General features: G+C 67.4%; 24 protein-coding genes. 12 read left to right on the forward strand and 12 right to left on the reverse strand.

Annotation, left to right across the window (positions count from 1 at the left end; all coding sequences use genetic code 11):
- Positions 1 to 14 precede the first annotated feature (14 nt).
- From ACLIBK_RS20700 to ACLIBK_RS20720, 5 genes are all read right to left on the reverse strand, one after another.
- Entirely contained in the window at positions 15 to 2,462 is a 2,448-nt protein-coding gene (locus ACLIBK_RS20700; RefSeq protein WP_415389200.1) for an SIR2 family protein, read from the reverse strand.
- A gap of 239 nt (positions 2,463 to 2,701) precedes the next feature.
- Entirely contained in the window at positions 2,702 to 3,793 is a 1,092-nt protein-coding gene (locus ACLIBK_RS20705) for an HNH endonuclease (protein WP_415389201.1), read from the reverse strand.
- Between the two features lie 2 nt (positions 3,794 to 3,795).
- Positions 3,796 to 3,936 (reverse strand): hypothetical protein, encoded by a 141-nt coding sequence (locus ACLIBK_RS20710; RefSeq protein ID WP_415389202.1) that lies wholly within the window; start codon positions 3,934 to 3,936, stop codon positions 3,796 to 3,798.
- 121 nt (positions 3,937 to 4,057) lie between these two features.
- A complete protein-coding gene (locus tag ACLIBK_RS20715; protein WP_415389203.1) occupies positions 4,058 to 5,035 on the reverse strand; it encodes a site-specific integrase in 978 nt (325 codons plus the stop codon).
- Positions 5,028 to 5,315, reverse strand: coding sequence for a hypothetical protein (locus ACLIBK_RS20720; RefSeq protein ID WP_415389204.1), 288 nt, complete (start codon positions 5,313 to 5,315; stop codon positions 5,028 to 5,030). The genes ACLIBK_RS20715 and ACLIBK_RS20720 overlap by 8 nt, the downstream gene beginning before the upstream one ends.
- A 180-nt stretch (positions 5,316 to 5,495) precedes the next feature.
- Here ACLIBK_RS20720 and ACLIBK_RS20725 point away from each other — a divergent pair, with 180 nt between their 5' ends.
- From ACLIBK_RS20725 to ACLIBK_RS20740, 4 genes are all read left to right on the forward strand, one after another.
- Positions 5,496 to 5,996 (forward strand): hypothetical protein, encoded by a 501-nt coding sequence (locus ACLIBK_RS20725; RefSeq protein WP_415389205.1) that lies wholly within the window; start codon positions 5,496 to 5,498, stop codon positions 5,994 to 5,996.
- Positions 5,997 to 6,303: 307 nt separating this feature from the next.
- Positions 6,304 to 7,239, forward strand: coding sequence for a replication protein RepA (locus ACLIBK_RS20730; RefSeq protein WP_415389206.1), 936 nt, complete (start codon positions 6,304 to 6,306; stop codon positions 7,237 to 7,239).
- Between the two features lie 132 nt (positions 7,240 to 7,371).
- Positions 7,372 to 7,602: a hypothetical protein gene (locus tag ACLIBK_RS20735; RefSeq protein ID WP_415389207.1), complete on the forward strand. Its 231-nt coding sequence runs from the start codon at positions 7,372 to 7,374 to the stop codon at positions 7,600 to 7,602.
- Positions 7,603 to 7,673: 71 nt separating this feature from the next.
- Complete coding sequence (locus tag ACLIBK_RS20740; protein ID WP_415389208.1) at positions 7,674 to 7,958, forward strand: hypothetical protein; 285 nt, start codon at positions 7,674 to 7,676, stop codon at positions 7,956 to 7,958.
- A gap of 471 nt (positions 7,959 to 8,429) precedes the next feature.
- Here the strand turns inward: ACLIBK_RS20740 and ACLIBK_RS20745 are convergent, their stop codons facing one another.
- The 5 genes from ACLIBK_RS20745 to ACLIBK_RS20765 all read right to left on the reverse strand — a co-directional run bounded on the left by ACLIBK_RS20745 (position 8,430) and on the right by ACLIBK_RS20765 (position 14,721).
- A complete protein-coding gene (locus ACLIBK_RS20745; RefSeq protein WP_415389209.1) occupies positions 8,430 to 9,182 on the reverse strand; it encodes an AAA family ATPase in 753 nt (250 codons plus the stop codon).
- A gap of 129 nt (positions 9,183 to 9,311) precedes the next feature.
- A complete protein-coding gene (locus ACLIBK_RS20750) occupies positions 9,312 to 9,944 on the reverse strand; it encodes a hypothetical protein (protein WP_415389210.1) in 633 nt (210 codons plus the stop codon).
- A 96-nt stretch (positions 9,945 to 10,040) separates the two neighbouring features.
- On the reverse strand, positions 10,041 to 10,460 hold the full coding sequence (locus tag ACLIBK_RS20755) for a hypothetical protein (RefSeq protein ID WP_415389211.1): 420 nt from the start codon (positions 10,458 to 10,460) through the stop codon (positions 10,041 to 10,043).
- 239 nt (positions 10,461 to 10,699) lie between these two features.
- Complete coding sequence (locus tag ACLIBK_RS20760) at positions 10,700 to 13,849, reverse strand: hypothetical protein (protein WP_415389212.1); 3,150 nt, start codon at positions 13,847 to 13,849, stop codon at positions 10,700 to 10,702.
- Between the two features lie 185 nt (positions 13,850 to 14,034).
- Positions 14,035 to 14,721 carry a helix-turn-helix domain-containing protein gene (locus ACLIBK_RS20765; protein ID WP_415389213.1) on the reverse strand — a complete coding sequence of 229 codons (687 nt, stop codon included), beginning with the start codon at positions 14,719 to 14,721 and terminating at the stop codon, positions 14,035 to 14,037.
- An 84-nt stretch (positions 14,722 to 14,805) separates the two neighbouring features.
- On the opposite strand from ACLIBK_RS20765, the gene ACLIBK_RS20770 reads away from it, so the two are divergent.
- Both ACLIBK_RS20770 and ACLIBK_RS20775 read left to right on the forward strand, forming a co-directional pair.
- Positions 14,806 to 15,045, forward strand: a complete 240-nt coding sequence (locus ACLIBK_RS20770; protein ID WP_415389214.1) for a hypothetical protein — start codon at positions 14,806 to 14,808, stop codon at positions 15,043 to 15,045.
- 446 nt (positions 15,046 to 15,491) lie between these two features.
- Positions 15,492 to 16,334, forward strand: coding sequence for a hypothetical protein (locus ACLIBK_RS20775; protein ID WP_415389215.1), 843 nt, complete (start codon positions 15,492 to 15,494; stop codon positions 16,332 to 16,334).
- Between the two features lie 41 nt (positions 16,335 to 16,375).
- Here ACLIBK_RS20775 and ACLIBK_RS20780 read toward each other — a convergent pair whose 3' ends face one another.
- Positions 16,376 to 17,011, reverse strand: a complete 636-nt coding sequence (locus ACLIBK_RS20780; RefSeq protein ID WP_415389216.1) for a DarT ssDNA thymidine ADP-ribosyltransferase family protein — start codon at positions 17,009 to 17,011, stop codon at positions 16,376 to 16,378.
- Positions 17,012 to 17,392: 381 nt separating this feature from the next.
- Here ACLIBK_RS20780 and ACLIBK_RS20785 point away from each other — a divergent pair, with 381 nt between their 5' ends.
- Positions 17,393 to 18,430: a hypothetical protein gene (locus tag ACLIBK_RS20785; protein WP_415389217.1), complete on the forward strand. Its 1,038-nt coding sequence runs from the start codon at positions 17,393 to 17,395 to the stop codon at positions 18,428 to 18,430.
- A gap of 66 nt (positions 18,431 to 18,496) precedes the next feature.
- Here ACLIBK_RS20785 and ACLIBK_RS20790 read toward each other — a convergent pair whose 3' ends face one another.
- Complete coding sequence (locus tag ACLIBK_RS20790; RefSeq protein ID WP_415389218.1) at positions 18,497 to 19,018, reverse strand: DUF6428 family protein; 522 nt, start codon at positions 19,016 to 19,018, stop codon at positions 18,497 to 18,499.
- 44 nt (positions 19,019 to 19,062) lie between these two features.
- Between ACLIBK_RS20790 and ACLIBK_RS20795 the strand changes: the two genes are divergently transcribed.
- The 5 genes from ACLIBK_RS20795 to ACLIBK_RS20815 all read left to right on the forward strand — a co-directional run bounded on the left by ACLIBK_RS20795 (position 19,063) and on the right by ACLIBK_RS20815 (position 24,002).
- Complete coding sequence (locus ACLIBK_RS20795; RefSeq protein WP_415389219.1) at positions 19,063 to 19,422, forward strand: ArsR/SmtB family transcription factor; 360 nt, start codon at positions 19,063 to 19,065, stop codon at positions 19,420 to 19,422.
- Positions 19,419 to 19,856, forward strand: a complete 438-nt coding sequence (gene arsC / locus ACLIBK_RS20800; RefSeq protein WP_415389220.1) for an arsenate reductase (glutaredoxin) — start codon at positions 19,419 to 19,421, stop codon at positions 19,854 to 19,856. Before ACLIBK_RS20795 ends, arsC begins: the two co-directional genes overlap by 4 nt.
- A complete protein-coding gene (gene arsB, locus ACLIBK_RS20805; RefSeq protein WP_415389221.1) occupies positions 19,853 to 20,926 on the forward strand; it encodes an ACR3 family arsenite efflux transporter in 1,074 nt (357 codons plus the stop codon). The genes arsC and arsB overlap by 4 nt, the downstream gene beginning before the upstream one ends.
- Entirely contained in the window at positions 20,923 to 22,116 is a 1,194-nt protein-coding gene (locus tag ACLIBK_RS20810) for an MFS transporter (protein ID WP_415389222.1), read from the forward strand. Before arsB ends, ACLIBK_RS20810 begins: the two co-directional genes overlap by 4 nt.
- A gap of 452 nt (positions 22,117 to 22,568) precedes the next feature.
- Positions 22,569 to 24,002, forward strand: a complete 1,434-nt coding sequence (locus ACLIBK_RS20815) for a hypothetical protein (RefSeq protein ID WP_415389223.1) — start codon at positions 22,569 to 22,571, stop codon at positions 24,000 to 24,002.
- The last annotated feature ends 18 nt before the right edge of the window (positions 24,003 to 24,020 follow it).

Below are 24,020 nucleotides of genomic sequence, written 5' to 3' on the forward strand. Positions count from 1 at the left end.
ACCCTGACGACCGTTTAGTCGACTTCGCCGACGAGTTCGCTTTCGACCTCGGTTTCGGTCATCTGGCTCAGGACGTTCGCTTCCATCCTTTCGTATCGCCTCACGATATTGCCGATATCCGGGTCCGCAAGGCGCTCCTGCGTTCTCCTGAGCTTGTTCATGGCGTCATCGAAGGTCTCGCGGGCACCGCTGTATTTTAGGATATTCAGCCCGACGCTGCAGTAGGCTCCGAACACCGCGCTCGAATTCACGTGCTTGGTCGTGGCTCGGACCGCAGATTCCCGCGCCTGGGCCAGGATTGCCATCCGGTCCTCCAGGAGGATGCCTTCCGTCTCCGTGGCCCGGGCGACGAGCAGCTCTACCTTGAGCCTCGCGACGGGTGCATCTGTCCTGAAGTCCTTCTCGAATATCCTGATCTCGGTCTGAGCCTGATCGAACTGACCCATGGTCGTAAGGTTTCGGATGAGACGGTGACGCGGGACCCGCTGACCGGGCAGCAGGGAGATCATCTTTCGGAGGAGACGGTTCTGGGTCTCCTTGTTCGGGATGCGCGGGATGCCTGTCTGGATATTGCAGAGTTCGATCATGGATCGGACTTCGACGTCATAGGTCGGTGACGCGGTGTCGATGACGTTCTCGAAGAGTGTCACCAGCTTGTCGACCTCGTTGTACTTGTAGTGGGCGACGATGGAGCTGATCACCGGATGCCTGCCCCGCCAAGCATAGATGTGCTGCTGTCTCTCGTTGAGCGTGTACTCGTTGATAATGTCGGTCATGCTGTCGAGCACCGACACGATAGTGTTCATGGGTATGCTGAGGAGCCGGATGATCAGCTGCCTATGGACCTTGATGCCAGCGTTCTCCAGCGCGGCCACATGGCGGTAGACGTCCTGGTGGATACCGGCGAGGTCGGCGAACTCCCGCAGGATGATGTCGTCGAAGCTCTCCGACGCGAAGATGTTCCGCATGCAGACGAACATGTCGGACTCGCAGCGATCGGTTAGGCGGCGTCTCTTCTCGGCCCGACTGAACCCGGAGAAGCTTGTCTCGACGACCTTCGCTAGGTCCTGGTTGCTATCCACCAGGGACACCAACCGCTCGATCTCCTCGGACCCGACCTTGGACAGGACAAAGAGCTTGCCGCGCTTGAAGATGTTCGGCGACTTGATCCGCGGCTTCCAGTGGTTCCGGCTGGACGCCAGCATGAGGCCCAAGGAAGAAAGATTGGAGGTCGCGAGCTTGTCGACGAGGTCGTTGATGTCCCGGATATGGTGATGGGCCTCGTCGACGAAGAGGACGCCCTTGCGGCCCGTCTTGTCGAGCCTGCGCGCGACCCCCGCCCACTCCTCTGCATCCAGGGTAAAGTCCTCCTGGTGCTCCCAACAGAGGTACCCCGCCCTGGAGAGGGAGACGATCGCCTGTCGGACGGCTGTCGTTTTGCCTACCCCGCTCGCACCGACGAGGGTAACGCAGATCCCCTCCCCGGACGTGATGAAGGCGACCATGTCCTTCGCCAGCGTTCTCTCGAACGTCAGCCCCTTCGCGATGTCCGCATAGTTAGCAGGCCACCCGTTGAACATGCGGCTGACGTCGGCGGCTCCGGTCTCGATCTGGTGCTTCACATCGAGGACCGTCGGCACGAGCACCGGATGGGCCTCGAGAACCGAGTCGGTCGGCTGGTAGTCGAAAAGGGGGCCGGGAGACTTCTTCGCCATGTGGGCGAAGAAGTCGTCGATGCCCCCGAACACGACGTTCAGGCCTTGCCCCCGGTACAGGTCGGCGCGTCCCTCGTCCCGCTGATACATCAGGAGGGTGATCCGGCCTCCTACCATGGCCTTGCTGTTGAGCTGGACGGCCTTGGTGATCAGGGGCTTCACGTCTTCATCGGACAGCGAACTCCCGATGATGACCAGGTGGGACTCCGAGAGGTCGGTTTGAAGGGAGTTGAAGAGGTGCTCCCGGAAGTCCAGAGCCACAGTGTAATCGCCCTGGGTTATGATCAGGCGGGCCGCATCCCCAAACGACACATCCTTCTCGATGGTCCCATGAAGCTTGTAGAGGCGGGTCAGGGCGGCCTTGGGACTGTTCCCGAAGTCGAAGTTCGAATTTACGACCCCGAGCATCTTGCCCTTGCGGTGATAGGCCTGCTCGACGAGGTCGTCGTAATTCGTGGTGTAGATCGATTTCCAATCGTAGAGGGGCAGGTTGAGTAGCCCTGCCGTCGGACGCAGCCCTTTGAAGAGGGTGCGCAGCTCGGTGATCATGCGCCTGCGATCCTTGGATCGCTGCTCGACCAGTTCCGTAAATTCCGAGAGGTTGAAACCTGGCGAAGGGATGGAGAACCGCTTCGAGAGGTGGTCGATGATTGCCTGAGGGGTAGGGGCGTGGGATGGAAGAGAGGATCCCGCGCCGAAAAGAAGGATGGTCCGCTCGGGGCTGACGTCTCGGACGAACTCCGTCAATTCCATATTCTTTACCTCGTGGGCCTCAGGCCAAAAAGCGCTCAGTTGGGGGGCTTTGCTGGCCCTGGCCGGGAGGCCGGGGCCACCTGTGGCTACAGGCTTTGCCCATTCGGATAAGATTCGCACGACCTGCCCACACGGGCAACGAGTTGAACGCATGGAAGTCGAGCCCACGAAGAGGTTGGTGTGCTGCAGGCCGGGGCTACCATCATCCGCGTAGAGATGCTGCTTGGCTGCTGCTAAACCCGGGCGGCCTGCTTCTCACCCAGGATCTTCACCATCTCGGCCTCCATGGCCGCGCTGTTCTCGCCGAAATGGGCCTCACGGTGGTGCCTTGGGCAAAGAGCGATCACGTTCGTCATCCGGTCCTCGCCCTGGGCCGCCAACGCGATAATGTGGTGGCACTCCAGGTACCGGGTCCCATCCGCCTTCATAAATCCTGGCTGCTGGCAGAACTCGCACCGGCCTTGGGCGCGCCTCATCACTGCGTCCCGGACGGCCTGATCGCGGACGTAGCGGCGGCCGACCGTCGCGATCACCGGCGCCTGGTCGATGCCGAGGTCGTTCAGGCTGTCCAACCCCGGCGGCGGCGGCTCCTCGCCCTTGAGGCGCGCCACCATCACCTCCTGAGAGATGATGGTCCGGACGTGCTCCCAGGCCTTGCGGTTCCCCATGCCGAGGAGATCATCCAGGGCGCCGCGCATCGCGTACTCGTCGGCCTCAGAGAACTCGTGCGCCTCCGCCTCGACGATCAGCATGTCCCGCAGCTCGGGTAAAGCGTCCTTCACCCAGGCATCGGGGTTGATCTCGCCATTTGCGCTGCGCACCGTCCAGAGCGCCATCAGGGGCCGGTGGGAAAGGGTCGAGGCAGAGTCTAGGAGGTCGCAGACCTGTGCAACAGCCCTCGCGTGCTTGATCGGACGCCCGATCTCCAGGGCCAGCCCCTGGTAGGTCAGCTTGGCTCCTGTCCTCGCCGCCTTGGCGATGATCGGCAATGCCTGGCGCGCCGCCTCGTGCTGCACGCCTGCTGGGAATCCTTCGAGGTTGAGGTCGCCAGGGTTAGCCGCCTCAAGGCCGTCTCGCGGCAGCGCGTAGCGGATGAGGAGCGTGGCGCCAGCGCCGCTGGGTGGGCTGCGGAGGATCTTGTCACCGTCGCGATACTCCTGCCGCATAACGCCGCAGCAGACGGGCATTTGATGCCCCAGTCCAGGGTACCCGCCGAGCATCACATGCAGATCCTTCGAAAGGACCTCGATGCAGGGGTTCCCCGCCGTCTGTGCCTCGTCGAAGATCTTCTTCAGGCCTGCACGGAACTCGATCGCCGTGGGCATGCTCAGCTTTCCTCCATCAGGCGTTGCGATTCTGCAATCATCGTCCGCGTCTCCCGCGCCAACGGCGCCATCCGCTCCTTCCTAGCCTGAGGAACATCTTCGGGAACCTCCGTCTTCACCGGCGCCTGTTCTGCCTTCCACACGATTCCTGCTCTCCTTCTGACGTGGTCTCTGCGCCGTCCGCGGACGCGACATGCCTAGTGACCTGCCCCTTTCCGCACAGGCAGTCCGCGTGCTTTCAGGTGTCGTGCCCGACGCAGGTCATCACAGGAAGTCCTCGCCTGCATGATCGGTGTAGCGGTCGCTCGCGCGCACGTAGTCGGACAGCACCTGCACGCTCTTGTGCCTGCTGACGTCCCGCATCTTCCAGATACTGGAGCCCGCGGCAGCCGCGCTCGTCAGGAACCCAGAGCGCAGGGAGTGGGCCGAGAAGTCCCCGGGCGCGTAGCCCGCCGCGGCGACGCGTCGCTTCACGATGAGGCCCACTGACTGGTCAGAGAGGGCGCGCCGGGACACGGAGCCGTTGACCGTGTTGCGGAATAAGGGTCCCTCCGTGATGCCCGCCCATTCGAGCCACGCAAGCAGATGCGCTACCGGCCGGAGGCGGCGTCCGTCGGGCACCGCGATGGTGACGCCCTTTCCTTCCTGGTCGGTCTTAGAGCGGGAGATCCGGACGTCCATCCCCCGAGGCGTGCGCGTCAGGTCGGCGACGGTCAACGCCACCAGCTCGCTGCGGCGGAGCGCGCAGGCCATGCCGAACGCGATGATGGCGCGGTCCCGGAAGTCCTTCAGCGTGTCACCCTTGATGGACCGCAGGACGTCGCGGACGACGTCGCTGTCGGCGGCCGCCTTGCGGACCGGCGGCTTGCCGTGGCTGCGCCGGATCCCGGCGAGCACGGAGAGGATGAGCTGCCCTCCGTCGGTCTTCTGGGGCGGCTGCAGACCGGCGAGGCGGTGCGTGTAGCCGATAGCGGCGACGATGCGGTTGACGGTGGAAGGCGAGAGGCCCCGGTCCGCAGCCTCGGACACGTAGGCCGCCACCGTCTCGGGGGCCGCGGGCAAGTTCGGCCGTCCCTGAGCCCGGCACCACAAGGAGAAGGCCGCCCAATCGCGCTTGTACTTCTCGCGGGTGCTGTCGGCCCTGGACGCCAGTGCGTAGCGCGTGACCGATGCCACGGTGGCGGGCGAGAGCGCGGGCAGCCGGTCGTCGTCGAGGGGGACGAGCGCGTCCTCGTCAGCCAAGCCTGAACGCCTCGCGCAGCGCCGCCTCGAACTCCTGGCGCATCTCGTCCTCGTCCATGGCGCCCCACGTCTTCCCGAACCCGATGGCATGGAGCAGCTCCGTCCGGACCCACCGTGGCACCGCGTCGGGTTCCTCCGGGTCGTGCAGGCCCAAGGCGATGACGCGGGCCTGCTGGTGGACGGTCCCGGGATCCAGCACGAGGTCGGCTGCCACGGCCTCCCGGCTCAGGCCGTCCCGGAGCATGCGCCGGACCGGCGCCATCTGGTCGTCTTCGATCATCCGACCCCCCTTCCCCGCCTTCCCAATCACATACCGGGAATCGCACTTTCCGCTACCTGGGTGCGGACCGTAGCCGGACGTCCTGCCCGCCGCAACGTCCCGAGACACCCCCTTCAAGCCCAGGAGGATTGCACCCCGTGTGGTATGGATGCCTCGGGCCCTCCGGGGTATCCGGTCGCTATGGCCGATCTTGCGACGACGCGTGAGGGTTTCAGTCCGCCACCGGAGCACCGGCTCCCCGACGCCGCCGACGAGGCGCGTCGGCTCCAGTCGCTGCTCCTTGCCCACGGACCCCTCACGGTCGACGCGCTGGGCGAGACCTTGGTAGCCGCCGCCTTCGGTGGCGCCCGCATGAAGCGGAACAACGCCGACTTCGACGTGCGCTGCCCCCGGTTCGGCCTCGTGGAAGTGCGGAGCCGCGTGCTCGGCACCGACGGATGGCTTCCGCGCCTCACGCTGCGCAAGGCCCCCTTGGGCGTCTACGACCATGTCGCGGCCCTCCGCTTCGCGCTGGACCTCTCTTTCTGGCGGGGCGTGATCCTGCCGACGGCCGCGCTCATCCCGCTCTACGAAGCCCGGAAGCAGGCGTCCGGCATCGCCCACATCGCCTGGAATGACGCGGTCGCGCACTCGGCGGCCTTGGACATCACCGGGGAACTCCGGGCGGTCATTGCTCCGTAACCGGTTGGTCGTGGCATCCTCCTGAAGACGGCGCGCCCGAGTCGGGCAGCCCGGGTGTGGAAAGGAGCGAGGGTACCGGTACCGGATACCCACAAGGGGGCGTGGAATCCAGCGAGCGGACTGTGGAGTCCAGCGAGGGCCGGTGACGAGGATTCAAAGGGTTAGCGGAGTTATCCCGTGGAGATCAGCGAGCAATCTAATAGTAGGAATCTAATAGTTTCTTCAAATAGCTCCATCGCTGCTTTCCACAGCGACGTCAGGCCGGACGTCGGGCACTTTCAGGGAAGTTGGTGTTGGGAGAGCGGCGATGGGGACGGTGCATGACCTCCTGGTTGCCAGGGGAAAGCAGGGAGCGCTCGAGGCAGGCATCGAAAGGCCAGTCGTCGAGGCGGCATCCCAGTATCTGTCCGACGAGGACAGCGCCCTCGCGTTCGCATACAGCGGATGGGCCCAGTGCGCCCTCCCCCACAAGCGCCTTGCCGACGATGCTCCTTGGTCGATTACGTCGGAGAAGGTCCGACTCATGGTGGAGCCCGGTCGGCGACCCATCGGAGAAGGCCAGGAATACGAGTTCATCGGGGTGCCGTTCGGCAGCCACGCCAGGTTGATTCTCCTGTTCCTCCAGACGGAAGCCCTGCGCACCAGTTCGCGGGAAATCGAGCTTGGCGGATCCCTCCGGCAGTGGCTGGGCAGGATCGGCGTCTCGGTGGGCGGCATGACCGGAAAGTCGGTCCGCGACCAGGCTGAGCGGATCTCACGGTGCCGACTGACGTTCCACCTCGCCACCAGCGGAAGCCGCCAAGTCGGGCTGGTGAACCAGACCATCGTTGACCGCGCCATCTTCATTGAGGAAGGCGACGGACGACAGGGGCGGCTGAACCTGGAAACGGCCAAGCTGTCCGAGGGCTTTTTCGAGCAGCTCCAGCGTCATCCGGTCCCCATCGAGGAAGCGGCGATAAAGGCGCTAAATAACAATGCCCCCGGGCTCGATATTTATCTCTGGCTCGCTTACCGGCTGCACTCCCTGTCCTCGGACCGTCTGGTCACCTGGAAGGCGTTGAAGATGCAGTTTGGAACCGGGTTCAAGGAGATGTTCCACTTCAAGCCGCGGTTCACGTCGAGCTTGGCACTGGCCATGGCGGTTTATCCGGATGCCAAGCTCGAAGTGACGGAGCAAGGAGTCGTCCTCAAACCGAGCCGCTCGCCGGTCCAGCCGAAGGTGCATGCCCTCCCCTCTCGCTGAGGTTCAGGGCGTTTCCTTGGCAGCCCGCACGCTCGCCCTCGCTGGATTCCACACCCGGCTGCCATCGCTGGTTTCCACATTTCCTTGCGCCCTCCCCTCCCCGCAAGGAAATCCAAAGGACTCATCGAACCGGTGCCCATCTTCCGTCAGGCGGACGGCCTCGGGATCTACCGCGTCCTCATCCAGCCCGCCGAGTGGCCGGAGCTGCTGGTCGCGCACAGGGCGGCGGACTCCGGCACCCGTGACCTGGAGGACGAGGCACGTTCCCTGGCTGCAGGAGGCTTCCAGCTCCAGGCCGCCCGAACATTCGTGCGGCACGTCTGCGCCTGGGGCAGCTACGATGGAGTTGGCGGCCGGTTCTGAAGGGAAACGCGCCGGAGGATCTCGCCACGGCGCTGCGGGAGGCCCACCAATCGTGCGCCGAGGACCAGCCGGTGGAGGGCCTGCGCCGGATCATCGCCCTCAAGAGCCTCGGAGTATCCTTCGGTTCGAAGCACGCCAAGTTCCTCGCGCCCGACAAGGCCGTGGTGCTCGACAGCATCATCAGCACCCGGTTCGGGTACCCGCTGACCCTGGGCGGATATGGCGAGTTCCTGGGGGACTGCCACGCGCTGCTGGACGCTGTCCTTGCCGCTGGCGTGCCCTACCCGTTCCCCGCCGAGGGCATCTGGCGGGTCAGCGACATCGAGATGTGTCTCTTCCAGCGCGTGAGGCCCTGACCGGTCCTCGTCCTAGCAGCACGCCCAGCAGAAGAGTCCCGCCATCAGAAAAGTTGGCCAACTGACCCGACGGCCATATCGTCATATGACATGACGGCCGCCTCCCTCCCCTGCCCTAACCGCGACGTCGCCGCGGCGGCCCGGCGGACGGAACACGCCAGGGCCCGGCAAGCCCCTTATGGGCAGCCCAGGCCTCCACGGCCTCGAGCAGCAAATCGTGGACCTTGACGCCCTTTTCGACCGCGTAGAGGCGGAGCGCCTTCTTTCCCGTGGGGTGCAGGTACAGGACGGAAGGATCCGCGGCATCCTCCAGCGGTCGACGTCCCCTCCCCTGCACGACCTCCGGCTCGGACACCGGGCTGCGCGCGGCGGCCGGTGCTGCGGGTGCCGGTGCTGCTGGCGCAGGCGCAGGCTGGGACGGCTCGACAGTCAGGGATGCCGCGTAGGAGACAGGGGCTCCGGGACGCTTGCTCACGCCGTCACCTCTTTGTTCGAAGTCTTGCCGCGAGGCCGCTTTGGCTTTCCGTCCTGCGGCGCAGCGGCCGCCTGAACGGCTGGCGCGCTGGCCGTAATGTCATATGACCCAGCGGCCATAAGGCCAGTGCGTTGAAGCCAGCCCCACACCTCCGCTAGCTCGGCCCGGGCCCTGCCCTCGGGCTCGCGCTCCTGCGGCGTCAGGGCCTCGGCGTAGGAATAGGGATAGCTGATGGACGCGGAGATCGCCGTGGGGCAGACGTTCGCTCCCATAGCCTCAAGGGCTTCCCGCGCCAGAGCGACGGCCTTCACCCTCTTGTCCGGTGGCGCCTGCCACAGGATTACGCCGGTCCGACGCTTCTGGGCGCTGGCGACGCGAAGGCTCTCCTGGACGCTCTCCAAATCCTCGGGGTTCGGTCGCGTCACGACCAAGGCTCCGGTGGACTGATCCAGGGCAGCGTTCACCGCAGGCGTCGCCGTAGGCGGCGTGTCCAACAGGACCAGGTCGACGCCCTGGGCCCGGTAGCCCTCGATCTGGGCGGTGAGCCCGCCCGGGGCCGGGACCACGACGAGCGGCACGGGAATTCCGGCCGCCGCCCGTCGCTGCCCCCAGCGGAAGCAGGTCGGCTGAGGGTCCGTGTCGATGATGACCACCCGGCGCCCCGCCTTCAGGGCTTCGACGGCCAGGCAACGGACACAGCTGCTCTTTCCGACTCCTCCCTTGCGGGCCAGCACGCTGATGACAAGCACGGCGGCCTCCGGACGAAGTGACCAGCAGGCCGTAATGCACCGTGGCCATCCGGTCAACATGCGGTGCGGCCATGCGGTCATATGACGCGATGGCAGTAGCCTGCTGTCCCGTCATATGGCACAGCGACGTCAGGACTTTGGGAAGCCTGCCAGGACGGGCTTGGGACGCTGGCCTATTTCAGGCGGCGCGGAGACCAGCCTGGCCAGCCACTTGGCCCAGGCCCTCTCGCAGGCCCGGCGCGCCGCCGCGGAGGTAGCGACCTCGCCCCGGGAGGCGCAGATCCACTTCCAGTGGACACCGTCCAACATCCACTGCCAACGACCCGCCACGTCGCCCTCGTTCCTCCAGATGTAGGCTATCTGGACGTCGCCACTGTAGGCCGCGAGGGCGCCTTTCCTTTGGGGGTGCCAGCGGAGAGGAGTCCGCAGGAAGGAACCCTTCTTCTGATGTGACTTGGCCGCATGGTCGTATGGCACAGTGGCCGCGGGGTCTTCGTGGCGTTCGTCGCCGTCCTCCTCGGCTTCGACGACCCCGATCACCGTGAGGGAACCTCCGCAGCCCAAGGGCAGGATCCGCCTGGTCGGGGCGGAGTTCAGGGGGCGGATGCAGATTTCCTCGACCTGGGGCGCCCAGGTGAGGTCGGTGACCCGGAAGAGGCCGATGCGTCCGAAAGGACCGATGAGGTAAGCCTGTCCGGGCTTGCCGACCTCGATGGAGCAGGTGCGGTCAGGCTGGGTAGGAACGACAGCTTCTTCGGGCATGGGGTTCTCCTTCGAAGCGGCGCGCGCTGTCACTGTGTCATATGACCGCAGGGTCACGAGGCCAGCTTACCACGAGGCCCGAACACAATCCGGTCTTCAACCAGGAGGCGGAGGCAGTCGGGCCAGGCGCAGGCTGCGGCGCCTTGTGAGAAGCTTGTCGAGTTTCTCAGCTATGGCCCAGGGCAGATCGTCCTCCGTAGCGGCAATGGCGCATTCGTCAGGGGAGAAGTTGGCGAAGAATCCTTCACGATCCCGATCAATGCTGAACTTGAACCTCTCCACCCGGAGGTTGGCCGCCGTGGCCCAGGCCGTGCCGGGTGTGTGGTGAGCGTCCCGGCCGGACGCGCAGAGATCTGCGGTGCAGGCGGCAGCTACGCGGCTGCACTCCTGGCCGTAGGCGCGCCAACGCTCATCATTTGCCTCCACGGGAGAGGGCAGATCCTCTTCGACCCGATGCCTGCGGGTGACGGGTGCCAGTAAGTCTTTGGCTTCGACAGGGACGTGGTGCTTCTTCATGAGGGCCTCCTTTTCAGAAAAGCCTATGGCCCACCGGGTCATATGACATGAAGGTCAGACGGCCACCAAAGCGCAGCCGGTGGAGTCCTTGCACGGGGACGCCCCGAGTGTCTGGGACACTTCCCCCATCGCCCCGTTGTAAGTATCGACCGCCACCGCCTCGAAGCGCGCCACGTGCAAAAGCCACGCCTCGACCGCAGCTCGAGACGGCAGGGCCGACCGCTCAAGGCCGTCCGTCGTTACGGCGGTCCACCCATCCTCCAGGAGCACGGCAGACCCGAGGGCCTCGCCGGTTCCTGTGTGGTGGACGAGGTACCTGTCGCCCCGTGCAGGGCGGGCTCCTTCAGCAGGGTCTGCTGTCGCGGGAAGGGCGGGATCCACCAGGCCAAGCAGTGCCCCGACGACCCAGACAGCGTCGGCGAGCGGCATCTCGTCCGGGCCCTCGTAGTCCGGTAGCTGAAACCCGTCCTCGGCCGCGACTGAGAACAGCCCTGCATGGCGCCCGGTGACCGGGTGGAAGAGGGCAACGACGCCGAGCACACGGTCCTCGCTCCGGACCAGGCCCCGAGCGTGCGGTCATCGCCCCAGGCATCACCGAGCCCGAGGCCTTCCAGGGCGCCCATCATCCTGGCGAAGATCTCCGCGTCAGTGTCCGGGACCGGCGACCGGGTAGCCAGGACGGTGCTGAAGTCCGTAACCCTGTCGTTGCTCTCCGCGAGGAGGGCAGGGGCCGTGGTGCCGTCCCCGCTCCCGCGACCGTCCCAGCCGCCCGCCAGTTCTGCCTCTACGCGAGCGATGTCGGCCGCTCTCCGGCGGTCCGCCCGCTCGGCCACGGCGTGCCGCGTCGCCTGTTCGAACTCCGGGCTCGCCCACGACTTCATGGGTTCGACGTGCGAGAGCGGGGCATCCCTCATCATCTCGAGCAGGGTACGGTGGAACATCCGCTTGTCGTGGGCCGCCATCGCCCGCGCGGTCCTCAGGGCGTCCTCAAGGTCAGAGCCGAAGTAGGCCTCCGCGTCCGCCTCTTCGGAACCGGCGGGCAGGTGCAACGGCGTCAGCACGGACTCCCTGGCCGGGTTGAAGTGGATCCTGAAGCCCAGGCGCTCGCACTCTCTGCGGACCTCGTAGACGGACGGGCCTTCGGGCACCGGCAGTACAGGAGGAGGGGCTTCCTCCGCCGGGCCGCCATCCTCCTCCGGCCACTCCAGGTCGAGCAGCCCCCGGGCGCGCTCCGACTTCGACAGCCCGACAGGAACCCAGTCGAGGACGTCCCAGTCCCAAAGCGACGGCCTGCCGTCGTTTGTGGTCCAGTTCGCCCATTCCACTGCGTCCGGCGGCACGGATGCGCGCACCAGGTCCAGGGCGGCCCGGACCGCGTCCTCGGCAGGCAGGCCGGTCATCCCCTCCACGGGGGTGCCGTCGTCTTCGACCACATCAGCCAGCCCGCTGCCGATGCCGACCACAGCGACTGTGCGCGTGGACAGGTGCCCGCCCAGGCCGATGCGGACGCGGTCCACGCGGTCCTCCGACATACTGAACGGGACCCGGACCGTGCCGCAGGCGGACTGGACCGGCATGAGCGCCATGAGGAGCGCGATTTGGCGCCGCCGTTCCGTGACCTTCGAACCCCGGGGCGCGGCAGCGGGAACGGGCGAGGTAACCGCAGCCAGCTCCGACACCGCGACCGGCGCGGGGGCCGCCAGGGCGCCCAAACGCACCGCGAGGTCGCGGAGGATGCCGACCTGTTCGGCGGCTGCGGCGCCCTGGTCGACGGGGAGGATGGCGGCGAGCCAGGTAGCAATCTCGGCACCCTGGCCGAGGAACTCCTGGGAATGGCTTGGTTCCCCTTCGGGCTTCTCGAGCCATCCTCGGGCGAGTTCGGCGTCATACCGAACCTCGGGCGCCAGAAGCTCGGCCGCGACAATCTGCTCGACGTGGGGCCGGAGGAGTTCCACGAGGTCCGCGCCCTCGTCACGACCCAGGGCCTCGAGGCGGGCGACAGCGGCATCCACGGCCGCGTGCTGCTCCGGCGTCATCTCGGTGCTGACCGGCTCCAGCGCGCGGCGCGCCGCCATGTCGGCTTCGTAGAGGGCCTGGACGAAGGGACAGGGTGCCACCGGCTTCCGCGGCTGGCCGTCCTTGCCGGACGCAATCAGACCAACCCGGTAGGACACGTAGGGCCAGTCGGCGCCGTCCCGGTCCGGGTGCAGCGAGCGGCCGTCTTCCTCCAGGGTCCAAGTGCCCTGGCACGCGCCTGGGCGAGCTTCGAGCTGGCGGCCCGCGACGGTCACCACCAGCGTGCCATCGGCGCGGACCTCCACACGCCGGTGCCCGCGCACGGCGAGATCGGCGGCGGCCTCCGCTGCGGTTACCTGCTCCCAGTTCGGCAGGTGCTCGTCGACCACGTGCCCGAGGAGCTTTTTGAACACGAAGGAAGCCCGGACGCCCTTGCCGATGGGGTCGCAGTTGCAGTCGCTCGCGACGTACTTCCCGTCGGCATCCAGAGAGATGCTGCAGAGCTCCTCGTCGTCGCCGCGGCCCAGGATGAGGCACGTGCCCTTGGCGCGCACGACTGGCAACAGGGCGTTGGGCAGCAGGCCTCGCTGGCCCAGTTCGGCCAGCAGTTCCTGCGCCGGGGATGCCGGTACCGAAGTGATGACAGGCGGGCTGACCAACATGGGCACAGGCAGGAAGTCCGGGAGGCGTGCCGGAGCTGCGGAGCCGACATCTGGGACGACTTCGGTAGCGGACGCGTCCTGGTCGCGGGCGGCCAGCAGGTCGGCCAAGGCCTTCTCGGCGGCCCGGAGCGCGGCCTCGGTCTCGGCCAGCCAGCCCTCGGCCTTCGCCAGCCGACGGGTCGCGGCGGACATGTGCTGCTGGGCGGCCTTCATGCCGCCATGACCCGCACCACCGTCCCGTTCCGCATCGCGGACAGCGTCCAATGCGAAGGCCGCGGCCTGGACGCCCTCGCGAGCCCGGTCCCGAGCTTCAGCTGCGTCCGCATCCCGCTGCTTGAGCTCGTCCACGCGCTCCTGGGCGGCTTCGACGGGGCAGCGGCCGATCGGCTCGAGGTCGCCGCAGACTTCGCCGTACTCGCACCACAGCCGCCACCCGGTCGCCAGGAACACGGCGGTCGCGTCACGGAGAGCGCCATCGTGGAGAATGGCGGTGACGATGATGCCGAAGTTCGAGCCCTCGGCGACGTCGCCGTAGCTGTAGGCATCCCTGACCGCCCGAAGCGCCAAGGACACGAAGGTGGTCTTCTTGGCGGTGAGCTTCACCGGGGTCGGCACGTACTCGTCGTCGCCGGTGTACTCGCGGTCGTCGATGGTGACGTGGGTGACCTGCGGGATGAGGTCTGCGGTCAGCAGGTGGTTGTCCGTCTCCATGGTGCGCGTCCTCCGGGTCGGGGGTGACCTTCGAGAACATTATGCGCACTCGGTAGAATTACACCGCAAGGATGTTGAGGGGGCCGTGTAGAAGAAATCTTCGAGCCGCAAGTCTTGTCAACATAGTTTGGCACCTGCAGGCGTTAGGGTCGGCCACCTCTTGTCAGCAATGACAACATTGGGACTTACGCAGACCATATCCACCTGCCAGCAACGCGGCCAAGGACTTCGAGGTCGCCGAACTCCACCACCTCATCGGTCCCGTCGCCGGTAAAGCGGACCCGCAGGCCTTCGGAAGAACTCGGCGCCACGCGGAGGCGGGCCAGGGAAGGGCCTATTCCGTCCCATGTGACGAAAACCCCGGGCGGGGAGGGCAGGCGCTGCCCCAGGTCCAGCAGCAGCCGGTCACCGCGCCGGATATCCTCAAGGTCGTGGGGCGCCTGCATGAGTACGAGTTGGCCGTCACCGCCGCGACCAGCGAGGACGTCAGCGGGAATCCGCCAGGCCGACCCGGTAGGCTGCGGGGAAGGAGCAGCGGACGGCGCCGTCGCGGCCGCCGCGAACGCGACCTCGCGAATCTCGATGTCGCCGCTTGCGGGAACCGAGCCCGAGGGACGCGCGTCGTCGGGGGAGGGCAGGGGCTCCGCGCCGGTGAGGACGCCGAGCGACACGCCTAGCACCCGGGCTAGGCCTTCCAGGGTGTCCGAACGCGGGTGTTGGCTGCGGCCGCGCAAAATGTTCCTGACCGTATCAGGCGGGCCGCCTGCCGCTTCGGACAGCGCCCTGGCCGACAGGCCGCGAGCAGCCATGAGTTCCTCGAGGATGGCGGCGACGGGGCCGGGGACGCGGTCCTTGTCCTTGGTCGCAGGCATGGCAGAGATCCTGGGCAATGTAGATTTCCACTGATCATGCCGCATGATCCATTACAATGAGGGATGTCGAAACGGAGGCACCCCATGAACGCGGCACTGGATCCCCGAGCGATTATCCTCGCGCGCATCGAGCGGTACACGGCAGCGACTGGCGTGTCGGAGTGGCGCCTGGGGCTCGAAGCCGTTCACAACGCGAACTACGCGCGCCGCCTCCGAGCGGGTAAAGGTGCCAGCCTGACCGTGGTGGAACGCGCAGAGGCCTACATGCAGGCCGACCTCGCGCGGCGCGGCCTGCCGAACCTCGAGATTCTGTCCCGGGGCTGAGCGCGGCACGTCCGGCGACCCCGGGTTGAAGAATGTTGATTTCCGGAACGAAGGGGTCCCCAGACCGAGGGCCTCCTTCTATATGGTATGGAACCCCATTTTCGAGGTATCCATGCCGCGCTCCTGCTCCCCGCTGGCCATCCTCGCGTTGACCGCCGCCGACTTGTGGGGCGACGCGTGGCATGAGCCCGCCGCCCGGGCGCTGGCACCCCATGCTCCCCAGGGTGGCCTGACGCCCGAGGCCGTCCGCCGGTGGGCTGACGGTGCCCGGCCGGTCCCCGCCTGGGTCGCTGACGTCCTTCCCATCCTGGTCGCTGATGCCGCTGCGGAACGCCGCGCCGACCTGGCGCGCCTTGATGCTGCCGGTGTCCGGCTCACCGCGACGGCATCCGCAGGAGCGGAGGGCCCGCCCACACATCCGGCATGGAGCTGAAGCGGATCGGGCGATGACCGGAAGCCAGGGGAACGACCTAGAACGATTGGCGGCGGGGCTAGTCGGCATCCAGCGGGCCTGGGCCGCGTTCGTGGTCAATCCACCGCCGTGGGTGCATGAGACTGCAGCGGTGATCCGCGGCCTTTCGCAGGCAGCGGAACGAGCCGCTCCGAAGATATCCGCGGCGCTCGAGGCGCTCCGCCCATTCGCCGAGGCGGTGCAGACCCTGGAGCGCGAGACCGCCAAGGCGGACCTGCTAGACGCGGCGGGATGGCTGCCACACGCGACTTCCCCCTTCCACTTGGTCGACAGGACGATGGAGGTGGCGGAGGTCGGCGCCGTAGCGGAGGCGCATTACAGGGACCACTGGAACGTGGTGCAGGAAGCCCTCCTTGCACGTGTTGCCGCACACGGGGTGGACGAGGAGGCGCAGGTGACCTTCCGCGAAGCGGTTCAGGCGCACGGCCACGGGCTCTACCGGGTCGCGCCGCGGCTCCTCTTCCCGGAACTGGAGCGTGTCGTGCGGCGAGAACTGCTCCGGCGGGAGTTCGGAGGTGGCGCATCGCTCAAGGAGCTATTCCGCCAGATGAGCGGCCTGTCTCTGTCGGAAGTGCTGCCGGACGGGTGGGTGTACCACGCGCTCTTCGGGCGCCTCGCGGAACACCTCTACGAGGACGTCAAGTCGCTCGAGCAGCTGGAGAAGGTGCGTTCGGATCCTGTCCCGAACCGCCACGCGGCGGTGCATGGACTCGTCACCTACGCCACGGCGCAGACCAGCCTCAACGCGCTCATCATGGCCGAGTACGTGCTCGGGCTGGTGGCCGTCCTAAAAACGCTGCCGCCCGAGAACACCTGAACGCCGGTCGGAGGGGCGTTTCCAAGTACTGGAGCGCAGCTTCAGAACTCCTGGAACGGCACGTTGCGATTCCCGCCGTCCTTCTGGTTCAACCCGTCCATTATCGCCTGCGCCTTCGGGCCGAGGCGCGCCCAGCTGACGCCGACACCCATAATGAGTTCCGGCGGGATCCTCCCGCGCACCTGCACCTCAGCGTCCACGCGGGTCGGCTGGTTGGGGCCGAGGCCAACCGCTGCCCGGTAGGAGGCTCCATTGAAGGTCGCAGTCGGCGCCACGTCCTCGAACATGGTCCAGAAGCCCCAGGGGCCACCCCTGAACTTCCTGCACTTGCTCAGGTCGGCATGGGACGCATTGCGGTAACAGAAGCGGCAATCATGCGTCCACAGGACGCTGGGCTCGAAGAAGAGGATTGCCCAAGTGGAACGCGGGGACAGCTCCCGCTTGCGCTCAAGCATGACCCGGGCGGGGTCGGAAATGGAAAGCGAGGAGGCGCCGAGTTCAGCGTCCAGCCGCCAGGAGTCGGTGTAGGTGTACTCCGGGCCGTTGGCGTCTAATTCCGATCGCGGGATAAGGCCGTGCTCGACAATACTCGCCAAGTTCACGAACGGCGTGAAATGAACGAGCCACTGGATGCCTCGTGCCTGCGCGTCGCGCCTTATGTCGTCCCGGTAACTCATGCCCGAACGTTGTAGGTTCCGTGATGTGTGTGAGCTAGGGATATACGGCGTGCGGCTGGGTGGCCTTGTGTGCCGCGACCATGCGCGACCACCCGTTCAAGCCATAGATTTCCAGATCAGGACTAGCAGGCCGCCGCCGCGGAACGGCTGCATCCTGCCCATGACCGGCGTCTCGGCCGTGCTGGAGCCGTGCCCGCGCGGTGAGCGCACGGTGCAGATACCGTAAAACCACGGTGCGTTCAGGGTGGATCACCGGTGCTGGACCGGGGCGCAGACACCCTTCTTCGTGCCTGCCGCCAGCCCGGAAGATGTGTTGCGCGTCGCAACGACGGCCCAGGTTTATCAGGGCTCGCGTGCCAAATAAGTCCTCAATCTGGAGTTATGAGCCAGCCCCTCGAACCCTCCCAGGAAGCCCTTCTCGAACGCGCCGTGCGCGTCATCAGAACGGCCGACTTCGGCCCCATCGCCGCGAACACGGACAAGGAATACAGGCGCGTCGGGCGGCGCATCCTCGTGGCCGCCTACGCTGCCGGTCCGGGCTGGGGCGGGCTGGAAAGCATGACCTCCTCGCCGGGTTACCTGCACGCTTTGCGGAGCGCATGGGCGCGCTGGTCGCATCAGCGGGTCGCGGAGGCAGTACGCGACCTGCGCGAGCGCCGCGTGCCCGTCGATGTCGGGCTCCGGCGGCTGGCCTTCTGGGTGCCGCAGGCCGAGGCGCACCCTCCGCGTCCCGGGCGCGCCATGGCCGGGACGGGCGCGCCGCCGACAGCCAGGATCCGGCCGCCGAGCCGCTCGAAGCGCGGTGGCATCCGCATGCTGCCCAGCACCTGGATGGAAGACGTCTGGGTGGCGGCTGCGGAGCGCGGGTGCCGTCACCTCGATGCGGTGGCGGTTCTGCTGGTCACCGGATGCCGCCCCGCCGAGGTCAGCGCGGACCGCGGCGTGATCGTCCGCCTGGTTCTCGGGGGACTGGAACTGAAGGTGACCGGCGCGAAAGTCGGCGAGATGAACGGCCAGCCCTGGCGCCGTCTGACGGTCGCCGTCGAGGGCGGTGCGGCCGAGCACCTGGCGCGCCTGGCGGGGCAGGGGAGGGGCGAAGCCGTTGTCACCGCGTCCTGCACCTCGAACGCCCTCTCCATGGCCGTGACGGACCTGGGGGAGGCGGCGGGGCTGCCGCAGCGCCTGTCCGCATACGACGCCCGCCACCAGCGTGCCGCCGATGTCCGGATCGCCTTCGGCGGCGACATGGAAAGGTGCGCCGCGTGGATGGGGCACTCCAGCGACAGCAGCCTGCGGTGGTACGGCCGCATGCCGAAGTCGGGGGGCATCCGTGGCGCGCGGCCCCTGGACGTCGAAGTGCCCCGGCCGGTGCGGCGGCACGTCGCGGTGCGCGAGCCAAGCCCGGAACCTGCCGCGTAAGACCTTCCAGCCCCACCACCGACAGCGAGAACCTCGAAGCCCAGGAACGGCTTCGGGAAGGCGCTCTCAGCAGCACCCGCTCGACGGCTTGCAGATGGCGGCCGCCTGGGTCGCCTCCTGTTCCGCCCGGTGCCGCGGCTTGCAGATGGCAGGCCGGGGACCGAGCTCGATCACGGCGCTGGAGGCCTCGATCCGGATGGCCTCGACATCGAAGACCTGCATGGGGCGGCCGGGCGGCCCGACCTCGAAGGTCAACCGGCTTTCCCGCTGGAGGCTGACCCGGGCGGCCACCTTCTCCAGGATCGCGAGGAACCTGCCGACCTCCATGTGGTCCGGCTTCTCGGCCGAGGCAGGCAGGTCCTCCACCTGCAGGATCGTCTCCTGCCAAGCGTCCGGGTTGCCGCCGCAGTCCAGGGTCACGAAGGAACCGGCCTTCACCTCGGTGACGTGGTAGCCGGGCTGCACCAGCCGCCCGTCGTAGTTGATGACCAGGCGGCGCGAGCGGTGGGGCGCGAGGGCGTCCAGCACCGCCCCGAACGAGGCCTCTCCCTGGAAGCCGATGGTCAGGTGCAGAACAGGTGCGTTCATCTTTTCATCTTTCATCTCAACATATCTTGAGACATTAAGAGGAGATGGAAGAAACGCAAGCACTCGATGCCCTCGGCGCCCTGTCGCAGGAGACCCGCCTGCGGATCGTGCGTCTGCTGGTGACGGCGGGCCCGGACGGCATGGCGGCCGGTGCCATCGGCGAGGCCATGGACGCCACCTCCTCGCGCCTGTCCTTCCACCTCACGCACCTCGAGCACGCTGGCCTGGTCCAATCGCGGCGGGACGGTCGCTCGATCCGGTACTCGGCCGTCTACGACGCCCTGTCCGGCCTCATCGCCTTCCTGATGCGCGACTGCTGCCAGGGCCACCCCGACGTCTGCGCACCAGCGGTCGCCGCGCTCTCGGCCTGTGCCTGCCCCCCTTCTGTGGAGCCTGCGGAATGACGGTCACGATCTACCACAACCCGGATTGCGGGACGTCCCGCAACGTCCTGGCCCTCATCCGCAACAGCGGCGAGGAGCCGGAGATCATCGAGTACCTGAAGACCCCGCCAACCCGGGAGGAGCTGGCAGACCTCATCCAGCGCATGGGCATCCCGGTCCGCGACGTCCTGCGCGAGAAGGGCACGCCGTTCGCGGAGCTGGGCCTCCGCGACCTGTCCTTGACCGACGACCAGCTGCTCGACGCGATGATGGCGCACCCCATCCTGATCAACCGGCCTATCGTGGTGACGTCGCTCGGCGTGCGCCTGTGCAGGCCGTCCGAGGCCGTCCTCGACCTCCTGCCGAACCCGCAGCGGGGCGCCTTCGCCAAGGAGAACGGCGAGGCCGTGGTCAGCGCGGACGGGCAGCGCGTCGCCAAGGATTCGGCGGCATGAGCGCGGCCACCGAGGGCGAGGCCGCCATCGGGCGCCGCCGCGCGTCGATGGGCACCTTCGAGCGCTACCTGACCCTCTGGGTCGCCCTCTGCATCGCGGCGGGCATCGCGCTCGGCGCCCTGCTGCCGGGCCCGTTCCGGGCGCTCGGCCGCATGGAAGTGGCCCAGGTCAACATCCCCGTCGCCCTGCTCATCTGGGCGATGATCGTGCCGATGCTGCTCCGCGTGGACTTCGCCGCCATGGGGCAGGTCACCCAGCACTGGCGGGGCATCGCCATCACGGTCGGCATCAACTGGCTGGTGAAGCCCTTCTCCATGGCGCTGCTGGGCTGGCTGTTCATCGGCTGGCTGTTCCGGCCGTGGCTGCCCGCGGGGCAGGTGGACAGCTACATCGCCGGGCTGATCCTGCTCGCCGCGGCGCCCTGCACCGCCATGGTCTTCGTGTGGTCCCGCCTGACGGACGGCGACGCCAACTTCACCCTGAGCCAGGTCGCGCTGAACGACGCGATCATGCTGGTGGCCTTCGCGCCAGTGGTCGGGCTGCTGCTCGGCCTGTCCGCCATCACGGTGCCCTGGGACACCCTGTTCCTCTCGGTCCTGCTCTACATCGTCCTGCCCCTGGTCGCGGCGCAGCTCTGGCGCCGGTCGCTGCTGGCCTCCGGCGGCGAGGCGGCCCTCCAGCGCACGTTGAAGGCGATCAACCCGGTGTCGCTGGTGGCCCTGCTGACCACGCTGGTGCTGCTGTTCGGGTTCCAGGGCGAGCAGATCCTGGCGCAGCCGCTGGTGATCCTGCTGCTCGCAGTGCCCATCCTCATCCAGGTCTACTTCAACGCCGGGCTGGCCTACCTGCTGAACCGGCAGTGCGGCTCGGCGCATAGCGTCGCCGGGCCTTCCGCCCTGATCGGCGCCTCCAACTTCTTCGAGCTGGCCGTGGCAGCCGCCATCGCCCTCTTCGGATTCGAGAGCGGAGCCGCGCTGGCCACGGTGGTCGGCGTGCTGGTGGAGGTGCCCGTCATGCTCTCGGTGGTCCACATCGTGATCCGGACGAAGGGCTGGTACGAGCGCGCATGATGGCCGCGGATCTGACGCGGCGCCGGGGGGTGGTCACCACCACCCTCGGCATCACGCAGACCCTCGCCTGGGGGTCCACCTACTACCTCCCGGCCGTCTTCGCCGACCCGGTCTGCGAGGCCCTGGGCCTGTCCCGGGGGTGGTTCTTCGGGATCTTCTCCGGGGCGCTGCTGCTCTCCGGGCTGGTTGGCCCGACCGCCGGACGGCTGATCGACACCTACGGCGGCCGCGACGTCCTCGCCGCCTCCAACCTCGTCTTCGCAGCCGGGCTGGGAATGCTGGCCTGGGCGTCCGGCCCTGTGACGCTGGCCCTGGCCTGGGCGGTGATCGGGATCGGCATGGGCTTCGGCCTGTACGAGGCCGCCTTCGCCACGGTCACCGGCCTCTACGGGCGCGAGGCCCGCAATGCGATCACCGGCATCACCCTCTTCGCCGGGTTCGCCTCGACGGTGGGATGGCCCGCCAGCGCCTTCATGATCGACGCCCTGGGGTGGCGGAGCGCCTGCCTCGCCTGGGCCGTCCTGCACCTGCTCGTAGCCCTGCCGCTGAACCGCTTCCTCGTGGCCAAGGCGCCCCCGCCCGAACATGCGGCGGCCCCGGCCGACGCGGCGCCCGGCGGCGTGCCCTGGACCATGGTCATCCTGGCGGCCGTTTTCGCCGCCACGACCTTCGTCTCCACCGCCATGGCCACCCACCTGCCGCGCATCATCGAGGCCCTGGGCACCACGCCCGCCGCGGCGATCTTCGCGGCGTCCCTGGTCGGCCCGGCGCAGGTCGCCGCCCGGGTGGCGGAGTTCGCCCTCCTGCGGAAGGCGTCGCCCCTCGTCACGGCCCAGCTCGCCGCGGGCCTGCATCCGGTCGGGGCGGCGCTGCTGGCCTTCCTGGGGCCGGTGGTCGCCATCCCCTTCGTGCTGCTGCACGGCGCCGGGAACGGGCTGCTGACCATCGCGCGGGGGACGCTGCCACTCCAGCTGTTCGGCCCGGCTGGCTACGGCCTGCGGACGGGGCTGCTGGCGGCACCGGCGCGCCTGCTCCAGGCCGGAGCGCCGCTTCTCTTCGCGCTGGTGCTGGACGGGAGCGGACCGCACGTCGCGCTCCTGCTGTCCGGCACCCTCACCATGCTGTCGCTGGTCGCGCTGCTCGCGCTCGCATCCTGGAATCACGAGGGCATCCACAAGGCGAGTATGTAACAACGAGATGAGTCATGCCGGTTCTCCTCGCGGAACCGCCGCAGCGAGCGGAGATGAGGTCGCCCGTGTGGCGAGGGCTGCTCGCCATCAGGAAAACATCGCGGCCGCCAGAGAAGAAGCTCGGGCGGCTAGCAGCTGCGGACTGGATAGCTCGCCCCCGGCAGCCGCATGTCGAAGGCTTCGCCGGGAGGGAGGAAGACAAGGATACGGGTGTCGTGGCCCGCTCCGAGGCCACACTCGACTTGGCAACCGGCTATGGTGCCCAGGTCCGCCGTGAGGTGCTCGTAGCCGTCGGGTGTCGCGAGGCTGCGCGTATACGCCACGAAATTAGGCATGCGGTACCGCCTTGCCGCGACATCTTGTGTTTGCGCAGGTGAGTATGGGACGATTCCGGTCTATACTGCCTGCCAACGAAATCTTGGATCACAGTTCGGCAAGGCTCCCCGAGGTTTTTGTTCAAGGTCTTCGCCATGAGTTCTCCTCCGCCCAGGCGCAAGACGATTTCAAAGGTTGCCGCCGAGGCAATCGGGGAGCGCGTCTTTGAGGCAAGGTTCAGGACCCTGGCCGACCTCAGCGCAATTGCGATCGACCGTGGTAGCCTTACCGCTACCCAACTTGGCGCTGTAGCAGCTCTTCTCGTGGCCGCCCGCGGCGAGCCAGAGCCAGACTTCGACTGGCGGCGGGAACTGGCTGAATGGCTTGCGGGAAACGAGCTTGCACCTTCGCTGGCTGCACTGGCTCCGGACGTCCTAGGCGCTTCGCTTGCTGCGGACGCGCTACGTACTCTCTTCGAGGTAGCCGACGACGATGCTGAGCGGCTTGGCCTGCGGCAACTGGTGTCCGAACGGTTGCGGAGCCGCATTCGACGCCGCGAGGAAGGCGTGCCGCCGAGGCGGGCCGAGGTGGCAGAGCCGTGGAAGGCCGCCGGTGTGGGCAGGGCGACATGGTTCCGCCGCCTTGCAGCCGCCAAGGAGGCAGCGAAGCCGGATGAGACTCCAACGACCCTATTTAAAGAAGAGAATGCGCGCGCGCACGCGATAGGGTCGTTCGAGTCTCACGCCCGCTCGGCTCCTGATGTCAGCAGCCTTTCGGCTGAGGAGAGACGCTATGCGCGGCGTGCGGCCGCATTGGGAGCTTTGTGGAGTGACAATGCCGACGTGACCGACCCCTGGACGTGGTTCGACATTCCGCCCGGCCTCCCGGATATGGAACAAGCGGTGCTGGCGGTGGCATGCGAGGCGGCCGAAAATGCACGGCGGCGACGGGAAGCGGTGGCAAGGGCCCGGGCACGCCGGGCGCCTCCACGGCCGCCGCGCGACCCGCAAGCCTGCCCGGCTCGCGTCAGTCAGGCTGTCTGGGATGAAGTTCCTCCGGAGCGTCGAGAGGACACGGCTTTGCGCGCCGGACGTTTTTTCCTGGCCGGGATGGCTCCGGACGACGCGATCCGCGCGGGTCTCGCGGCGGTTCTGACGGAGCAGGCGCGGCCTGTACCGGGCGGCGAAGCATCGCAGCTCACGGGACCTTCGCCCGAGGTGGTCGAGCGGGCGCGTATGATGGCTGCACAGATCGCAGTGCCACCTTATCCGGAGAGCTATGCCGACCACGCTCTCGCGGCACTCGCGGAGGCTCTCGCGCGCCCAGAGAACCGTCGTGTGGCGCCGCTCCTATTGGTCGAGGGTGCGCGGAACGTCGGGTACGACCGCAGTCGTTTGAAGCATAGGACGGGCGTACAGGTTAGGCTTGAACTGCGGCAGCCCAACCTCGGCGACACCGTCGAATCCTTGCACCATGCCAAGCTCCTAGAAGACGACCAGCCAGAGGCTGGAGGCACAGAGAAGGATGCAGTCACCATCGGCGGGCCGCAGGAAAGGGCAAAGGACCCGTGATCACGGCCTTCACCACCC

This window comes from Roseomonas sp. BN140053, from assembly GCF_047690175.1.
GTDB lineage: Bacteria > Pseudomonadota > Alphaproteobacteria > Acetobacterales > Acetobacteraceae > Roseomonas.